This is a genomic window from Flagellimonas taeanensis, assembly GCF_003584105.1.
Taxonomy (GTDB): domain Bacteria; phylum Bacteroidota; class Bacteroidia; order Flavobacteriales; family Flavobacteriaceae; genus Flagellimonas; species Flagellimonas taeanensis.
Window position 1 is genome coordinate 274,703 of the sequence record NZ_QXFO01000026.1, and the last position, 8,592, is coordinate 283,294.

The 8,592-nt window shown below is 45.3% G+C and carries 4 protein-coding genes, 2 tRNA genes and 2 rRNA genes (1 of these 8 running past the window's edge); 7 read left to right on the forward strand and 1 reads right to left on the reverse strand.

Going from position 1 to position 8,592, the window contains the following annotated elements; genetic code table 11:
• Nucleotides 1–4 precede the first annotated feature (4 nt).
• The gene (locus tag D2V93_RS15125; RefSeq protein ID WP_119619987.1) at nt 5–1,465 is read left to right on the forward strand and encodes a RagB/SusD family nutrient uptake outer membrane protein; all 1,461 of its coding nucleotides are present in this window, start codon (nt 5–7) and stop codon (nt 1,463–1,465) included.
• Between the two features lie 19 nt (nt 1,466–1,484).
• Nucleotides 1,485–2,324 (forward strand): hypothetical protein, encoded by an 840-nt coding sequence (locus D2V93_RS15130; protein WP_119619988.1) that lies wholly within the window; start codon nt 1,485–1,487, stop codon nt 2,322–2,324.
• A 237-nt stretch (nt 2,325–2,561) separates the two neighbouring features.
• On the opposite strand, the gene D2V93_RS15135 is transcribed toward D2V93_RS15130, so the two are convergent.
• A complete protein-coding gene (locus D2V93_RS15135) occupies nt 2,562–3,236 on the reverse strand; it encodes a hypothetical protein (protein ID WP_119619989.1) in 675 nt (224 codons plus the stop codon).
• 283 nt (nt 3,237–3,519) lie between these two features.
• On the opposite strand from D2V93_RS15135, the gene D2V93_RS15140 reads away from it, so the two are divergent.
• From D2V93_RS15140 to D2V93_RS15160, 5 genes are all read left to right on the forward strand, one after another.
• Nucleotides 3,520–5,568 (forward strand): putative porin, encoded by a 2,049-nt coding sequence (locus tag D2V93_RS15140; RefSeq protein WP_119619990.1) that lies wholly within the window; start codon nt 3,520–3,522, stop codon nt 5,566–5,568.
• A gap of 295 nt (nt 5,569–5,863) precedes the next feature.
• Nucleotides 5,864–7,380: ribosomal RNA gene (locus tag D2V93_RS15145) — 16S ribosomal RNA — on the forward strand.
• A gap of 111 nt (nt 7,381–7,491) precedes the next feature.
• A tRNA-Ile gene (locus D2V93_RS15150) sits at nt 7,492–7,565 on the forward strand.
• A gap of 145 nt (nt 7,566–7,710) precedes the next feature.
• A tRNA-Ala gene (locus D2V93_RS15155) sits at nt 7,711–7,787 on the forward strand.
• Nucleotides 7,788–7,951: 164 nt separating this feature from the next.
• Nucleotides 7,952–8,592, forward strand: a 23S ribosomal RNA gene (locus D2V93_RS15160) (it continues 2,176 nt past the right edge of the window).
• Together the 16S and 23S rRNA genes with 2 tRNA genes alongside form the textbook arrangement of a ribosomal RNA operon.

Consider the following 8,592-nt stretch of genomic DNA (forward strand, 5'->3'; position numbering starts at 1 on the left):
TGACATGAAAAATAAGTTTTATATATATTGTTTGGCATTGTTCACCACAACTGCGTTTGTGTCGTGCGATGATGAACTGAACGGTCTTCAGCCGTTTACGGAAGGTAATCCGGAAACATTCTTTAACAGTGTATCAAGCTTCCAAAATGGAGTGGATGGTATCTATAGCCAATTTTGGAACTACTATGCCAGTTCTGGTTCTGGGCTGCAAGGTCTTCCAGATATCCTCTCGGATAACGTCATCTTGGCGCAAACGGGCCGTCGTTCGAATGAGGTCTATTACGATTATAGGTATAACCCTAACACAGGTGGGGCCATTACACTTTATTGGAGTGAGGCGTATGAAGCCGTAAACGCGGCAAATTTAGTAATTGGTCAAATTGATAATTTGGTGGATGGTCCAGAGAAGGACAATATCCTTGGCCAGGCAATGGCCGCCCGGGCTATTGCACATTTTGACCTAGCCAGAATATATGCCAAGATACCTACTCAGAGTGCAGATGCAAACAGTTCCTTGGGGATTGTATATTTGAAGGTTGAGGATGGGGATACCGGTGATCCTTTTGCACAACCGGCAAGGGAAACGGTTGCGAGTAATTATACCGAGATAATTGATGACTTGGAGCAGGCAGCAGACCTCATTGGGACTAACAATGGCGAAGGAAGGTTGAACCGAAATGCAGTCTATGCCATGTTGTCAAGGGTCTATCTTTACAATGGAGATTACCAATTGGCTATAAACGCAGCCAATCAGGTTACTGCCCCAATTGTTGACGCAACAGTTGAAGGTGCTTTGTTGGATGTTTATGAGGACACCACCAACGATGGGGTTATCATTGAATGGTCTGTAAATACTTCATCTGAATCTGGGTTTAGTAATGTGGGTGTTCTTTACAGCCAAACAACCCCTCCAAATACTGTGTCCGAGTATGTTGTTGATTATGAATTCTTCAATAACTTGGATGCAAATGATTTGCGAAGAGAGGTTATACAGTACGATGCCACAAACCAAGGAAATAATTACAATGCGGTTAGGAAGTTCTTAGGTGAGACAGGTCAGGTAAACGGCAGGGTAGATATTAAAGTTTTGAGAGCTGCTGAAGTACTGCTGAATAAAGCTGAAGCACAGTTTGAACTCAATCAACCTGCTGCGGCACTTACTACTTTGGATTTGCTAAGGGACAAAAGGTATACGTCCTATGTTGGTGGAGAAAGTGGTCAAGCCCTTGAAGATGCCATCCAATACGAAAGAAGAGTCGAGCTTTCCTTTGAAGGACATAGGTTCTTTGATATCAAGCGTAGAGGTGAGGCTGTTATGAGATCCAATAATGGCGACATAGCAGATGGATCTGGAACACCTCCAGAAATATTGACATTGTCAGCAGGGGACCATAGATTTCAGTTTCCTATACCTATTGATGAGATCAATGCGAATCCCAATATGGAACCAAACCCTGGTTATTAATAGATAACAATTCGAAAAGATGAAAAATAATAAATATAGAAAGATTGGAATTCTTTTTGCAATCGTTGCTTTAGTGATTTCTTCTTGTGAAGAAGAGCGAATCGTGTACGATCCTGTGTCTGGCCAGACGCTTGCATCATTCAACACCTCTTCCGTAAATCTTGGTGTGCCCGTAGAGGGCGCTTCTGCAGAGGTCATCGTTACAGCTAGTACCGAATCCGATGTGGAACGGACTATTTCCGTAGAAGTGGATCCGGCTTCAACTGCAACGCCCGATCAGTATACCATTAGCAACTCAGGTATCTCTGCTGGAGAGTTTGCAGGTGTGATAACTGTTCAAGGTAATTTTGATGCACTGCCAGAAGAAGGTACAACTAAGTTGATTCTTAATCTTACTGATGTGTCTAATTCTAATGATTTGACTTTCGGCAATAAAACACTTGCAGTTACATTGTTTAGACAGTGTGATTCCGCTCCCACGCCCGGTATTTGGACAATTAACATGGAAGATAGCTATGGCGATGGTTGGCAAACCACCACCGGAGACGGAGGCTCAGGTATCACTATTACATTGAGTGACGGTACCGTATTTGAGGTTGGACTTTGTACACCCTATGAGGGAAGCGACTATGATTGTACCGGTTTTGATACCGTGTATGATTCTAGTAATCGCGATTGGCTCAGTGGTACAGCTACGATTGAAATTCCTGAAGGTATCGAGTCTGCGGAATGGTTTTTCCCAGGTGATAATTGGGAAGAGATATCTTTCAGCATTGTGGCTCCAAATGGAAACACAGTGGCTCAGGGAGGGCCAGGTACCCCTGCTGGACCTATTGAAATCGACTTCTGTGCTCAGTAAGTACAGTGGTTCGTAAACTAATCAATAAAAAGACCGGATATCCTTGGATATCCGGTCTTTTTTATTCCAACTCCTCGGTTAAAAAGGATATTCGGCTGAACTATAAGCTAGTAATTGTGTTGAACAAAGATTCAGGAAGTTCTCAAGTGAGAAATTTAAAATGCCGAGTTCATAATCTTATTTGTATGAAGCGGTTGACTTTAGGGTATTTGATTTATATGTTGAATTGCCCTGAAATTACAACTGATTATTATAATATTGCAGAAGAGTGATTATATCCTCAACATTGTTGAGCCTAAGATTATTTTTCTTTACATAGTCCTGTATTTTTTCTTTCCCTAAGATTTCATAGAAATATTTTTTCCTCAAATAAATCTTTGTGGCAGGCTCATCTCCTTTGCGGATGTAATAAGAGCTGACATCTATATACCTTGGGGGAACGGTTCTATCGTAATTTGTTGCCGCAGCTCGTCCTCTGCGAAGTTTTTTTTCAGGTTTGTGTAATAGGGATACTTTTCCTTGGTTCATTGCCACAAAATATCCGGTTCTCAAATTGCCATTGACATCGTCATGGTAAGGGATGAGTACATACGTCTCGTCAGCAATCTTAACCGAAATGTTGTTTCTCTTCAGAATTGCGGTATATTCGGAATCACCTCTTTGAAGTTCAATTTCACTGTTGAATGCATTGTACCTTAAGTTGCCGATGATTTTTTTTTGACCATCCATATATACCGTTCCTCTTTTGAATTCTTCTTGGAAATATGGGGATCCTTCTGTTTTCATCGATGATATATCGATTTCTTTTGTTTGGAAGGATACTACGGAGGCTTCGTCGGGATTTGTGAAATTGACCTGGGCAAACCCTATAGAAACTGTGGTAAGGGCCAGGACGCATAGTTTATTTTTCATTCTATCGTATTGGTGTTTTTAATTGATGATTCTTAACATGTCGCAATAAGCAAAAATTGGTTAAAGATGTTGGTTATAAACTTCATAAACTTATCTTAAAATCATCAAATTTAATTATAATCGGTGGATAGGTATTGAATAAAAGGTACTTAGATGCCTGTTCAAAATTCTTTGAATGAAGAGCCTATGTTCTTATTGCAAGTTTTGAACAGGTTTTTACGCTGAATAAATTCACATTTCTTTAAAAACAAAACTTTTACCTTTGTTGGATTAATATCATGGAATGAAATTTCTGATTTTTACCCTGCTCTTTTTTTTGGGCCATATTTTATCTGCACAACAAGACTCCCTCCCTCCTCAAAAAGAAGTGGACTCCATGAAAGTGGCCCAAAAGGATACGTTGGGATTGAAACAAACAGATTCCACACGGATAAATACCTCAAAGGCGACCAAGCCGAAGTTGAAGGGTGGTCCGCCCCAAACTGACCAAGTAGACTCCATCTCCATTAAGGATTACAAGATCATTTCCTATCAGAGAGATACCACTACATTGGATACTACCTTGACCATTCGCAAGGAATACAAGTACAACTACCTTAGAAAAGACGATTTTGAACTCATGCCCTTTGCCAATATGGGGCAGCAGTACAATGAGTTGGGCAAGGACTTCTCTTCCACTTCCTACTATCCAAGAATTGGAGCGACGGCAAAGAATGTGGGCTATTTTGAAAAAGAAGATATTACCTATTATAATGTCCCCACCCCAATGACGGAGCTCATGTTCAAGACCACAATGGAGCAAGGACAGTTTTTGGATGCATTGCTTACCTTCAATCTGTCAAAAAAGTTTAACGCATCCATAGCGTATACGGGCTTTCGCTCTTTGGGAAAATACAGGTATGAGCAGGCCCAAGATGGCAAGTTCAGGTTGACATTCAATTACGAAACGCAAAATGGCAGATATGGCCTTAGGGGGCACATAGCGGCACAGGAACTTGAAGATGAGGAGAGTGGAGGGCTTTTGGACAGGAGCCAGTTTGAGGGAGACGATGATGATTTTCAGGATAGGGCAAAAATTGACCTGCTCTATACCAATGCCGAAAACCGCATATTGGGCAAGCGCTATTTTTTTGACCACCGTCTCAAACTGGTCAACCATAAAAAGGATTCCACGGATATGGACCCTACAACGTTGGCCATAGGCCACGAATTTGCCTATGAGACCAAACTGTACGATTTTGTTCAATCGGCCCAGAACGATGCCTTTGGTGAAGACCCCTTTTCGGTACCCATTGAGGACCGAGCAAGGCTCAAGACCATGTACAACAAGGGGAGTGTGGAGTTTTCGAACAAGACCTTGGGGAAATTGTCTGGGAACATTGCCCTCTACAATTATAATTATTACTTCAATAGCTTGTTGATCACCGAAGAGGAAACCATCCAGAACAAATTGGATGGACAGGAAATATCCGTCGGTGGGGCCTACTCCAATAGGATAGGACCTTTGTTTTTGAAGGGAAATGTCAACTATACCGTTTCGGGTGGGCTCACGGGCAATAACTTTGATGGCATGGCCCGGTACAGGATAAATGATAATTATGTCATTACCGGTGCGATAAATGCATCCTCGCGTATGCCCAATTTCAACTACCTGCTGTACCAAAGTGATTATAGGAACTTCAATTGGCAGAACAATGACACTTTTGAAAACATAAGGGCCAAGACCATCAAATTCAGTTTTGAAACAAAGAACTACGGACTTTTGGAAGGACAGTACAGTACCTTGGACAATTACACCTATTTCGCTTCAACGGCCACACAGGAGCAAATAGACAATGCCCAGGAAACTGCATTCGTGCGTCCGTTTCAAGAATCCGGAACGGTGAACCACCTAAAATTGAAATACACCAAGGAGCTCAAATGGCGCAAGTGGGCACTCATGAACACGGTTATGTATCAGAATGTTGCTCAGGACAACCAAGTGTTGAACCTGCCCGAATTGGTGACAAGGAACACACTATATTTTTCCAGTGATGTGTTCAAAAAGGCGATGTTCTTGCAGACAGGGATCACCTTCAAATATTTTACCACCTACAATATGGATGCCTATAATCCATTGTTGGGTGAGTTTTATATACAGAACAATGAGGAGTTGGGTGGATATCCGTTATTGGATGTTTTTATAAATGCCAAAGTGAGACAAACTAGGATTTATTTAAAAGCAGAGCATCTGAATTCTATCTTTTCCGAACCCAATTACTATTCTGCGCCCAACTATCCCTATCGTGATTTTGTGATCCGATTTGGATTGGTTTGGAATTTCTTTTCATAAAAATTTCAGTGTGCAGTACAAAGGCAATGTTGAAAAACAAGCACTTACATTTTTATGATTTTTTATTTCAAAAAAATACTGAAAAACATTTTGCGGAGTCGAAATAACGTTCTTATATTTGCACCCGCTTAGCTGATAAGGCAGGGCGCTCCGGGAAGGCCGAGAGGTGTAGACCGGGGGAGGAAAAAGAAGTTCATATACATATTGCAAAAGACAGCGTAAAGAGAATTAAAGCCATTTTGATGTCAAGGACCGGATTTGTTTTGAGGATGTCTCGATAGATATTTAACGATAGACAATGAAGAGTTTGATCCTGGCTCAGGATGAACGCTAGCGGCAGGCCTAACACATGCAAGTCGAGGGGTAGGGGGTGCTTGCACCCCTGAGACCGGCGCACGGGTGCGGAACGCGTATGGAACCTGCCCCTGTCAGGGGAATAGCCCAGGGAAACTTGGATTAATGCCCCATGGTATCATTACATCGCATGATGTTGTGATTAAAGATTTATCGGACAGGGATGGCCATGCGTACCATTAGCTTGATGGTGGGGTAACGGCCCACCATGGCAACGATGGTTAGGGGCCCTGAGAGGGGGATCCCCCACACTGGTACTGAGACACGGACCAGACTCCTACGGGAGGCAGCAGTGAGGAATATTGGACAATGGTCGGAAGACTGATCCAGCCATGCCGCGTGCAGGATGACGGCCCTATGGGTTGTAAACTGCTTTTATACGGGAAGAAACCCACCTACGTGTAGGTGGCTGACGGTACCGTAAGAATAAGGACCGGCTAACTCCGTGCCAGCAGCCGCGGTAATACGGAGGGTCCGAGCGTTATCCGGAATCATTGGGTTTAAAGGGTCCGTAGGCGGGCCTGTAAGTCAGGGGTGAAAGTTTGTGGCTCAACCATAAAATTGCCTTTGATACTGCAGGTCTTGAGTCATGGTGGGGTTGCCGGAACATGTGGTGTAGCGGTGAAATGCATAGATATCACATAGAACACCGATCGCGAAGGCAGGTGACCAACCATGTACTGACGCTGATGGACGAAAGCGTGGGTAGCGAACGGGATTAGATACCCCGGTAGTCCACGCCGTAAACGATGGATACTAGCTGTGGGGACATTGTCTCCGTGGCCAAGCGAAAGTGATAAGTATCCCACCTGGGGAGTACGACCGCAAGGTTGAAACTCAAAGGAATTGACGGGGGCCCGCACAAGCGGTGGAGCATGTGGTTTAATTCGATGATACGCGAGGAACCTTACCAGGGCTTAAATGCAGGCTGCATGGGGTGGAGACATCCCTTTCTTCGGACCGCCTGCAAGGTGCTGCATGGTTGTCGTCAGCTCGTGCCGTGAGGTGTCAGGTTAAGTCCTATAACGAGCGCAACCCCTACCGTTAGTTGCCAGCGAGTCAAGTCGGGGACTCTAACGGGACTGCCGGTGCAAACCGTGAGGAAGGTGGGGACGACGTCAAATCATCACGGCCCTTACGTCCTGGGCCACACACGTGCTACAATGGCCGGTACAGAGGGAAGCCACCCCGCAAGGGGGCGCGGATCTATAAAACCGGTCACAGTTCGGATCGGGGTCTGCAACTCGACCCCGTGAAGCTGGAATCGCTAGTAATCGGATATCAGCCATGATCCGGTGAATACGTTCCCGGGCCTTGTACACACCGCCCGTCAAGCCATGGAAGCCGGGAGTGCCTGAAGTCCGTCACCGCAAGGAGCGGCCTAGGGCAAAATCGGTAACTAGGGCTAAGTCGTAACAAGGTAGCCGTACCGGAAGGTGCGGCTGGAACACCTCCTTTCTAGAGAAGATGACGCCCGGAATTTTTTCCGGTCCCGCATCGGGATGGTTTTTTCCCTTTTGCTGTCTTGCGATATGTTTTTTGGTATACTGCCCATTTTTGGGCCGATGCAGTCTCATAGCTCAGCTGGTTAGAGCGCTACACTGATAATGTAGAGGTCGGCAGTTCGAGTCTGCCTGAGACTACGGAAGCGGCAGTGCCGCAGGTTTTTGGCCTTTGGGGCCAGGGTCTATAAAAGTTCTTTAAAAGAAGTATTGAATAGGAAATTCTAGGTGTTGGGTTACCGTTATAGTACTGTTAACTGATAACTGTTAACTGACCACTGGTAATGGGGAATTAGCTCAGCTGGCTAGAGCGCCTGCCTTGCACGCAGGAGGTCAAGGGTTCGACTCCCTTATTCTCCACCACGGCAAGTGCCGTCCACCGATCGGTGGCGGTGTGCCAGAAAGTTCATTGACATATTGGGACGGAGCGTGATGGTTTTACCATCATGGCGAAGTCAAAAGAAGAAACACGAAGTAGAATAGAATATATAAGGATTACGAGAGGGCATCTGTGCTTAGGCACAGGTGCGACAAGCAAAAGAAGGGCGTATGGGGGATGCCTGGGCTCTCAGAGGCGACGAAGGACGCGATAAGCTGCGAAAATCCACGGGGAGCTGCACATGAGCATTGATCCGTGGGTGTCCGAATGGGGCAACCCGGCAGGTTGAAGGCCTGTCACACCGCAAGGTGGGCGAACCCGCTGAACTGAAACATCTAAGTAGGCGGAGGAAGAGAAAACAAAAGTGATTCCGAGAGTAGTGGCGAGCGAAATCGGATTAGTCCAAACCAATGTTGTTTCGGCAATGTTGGGGTTGTAGGACCACGGGATTCTTTGCGTGACGAACCGGAAGCAGTTGGAAAGCTGCACGATAGGGGTGACAGTCCCGTACGGGCAAGGAGCGTTAAAGATAGTGGTATCCTGAGTAGCGCGGGGCACGTGAAACCCTGTGTGAATCCGGCGGGACCATCCGCCAAGACTAAATACTCCTGAGAGACCGATAGTGTACCAGTACCGTGAGGGAAAGGTGAAAAGAACCCTGAACAAGGGAGTGAAAAAGACCCTGAAACCATACGCCTACAAGCGGTCGGAGCCCCTTTGGGGGTGACGGCGTGCCTTTTGCATAATGAGCCTACGAGTTACTTTTACCGGCAAGGTTAAGCACCTCAG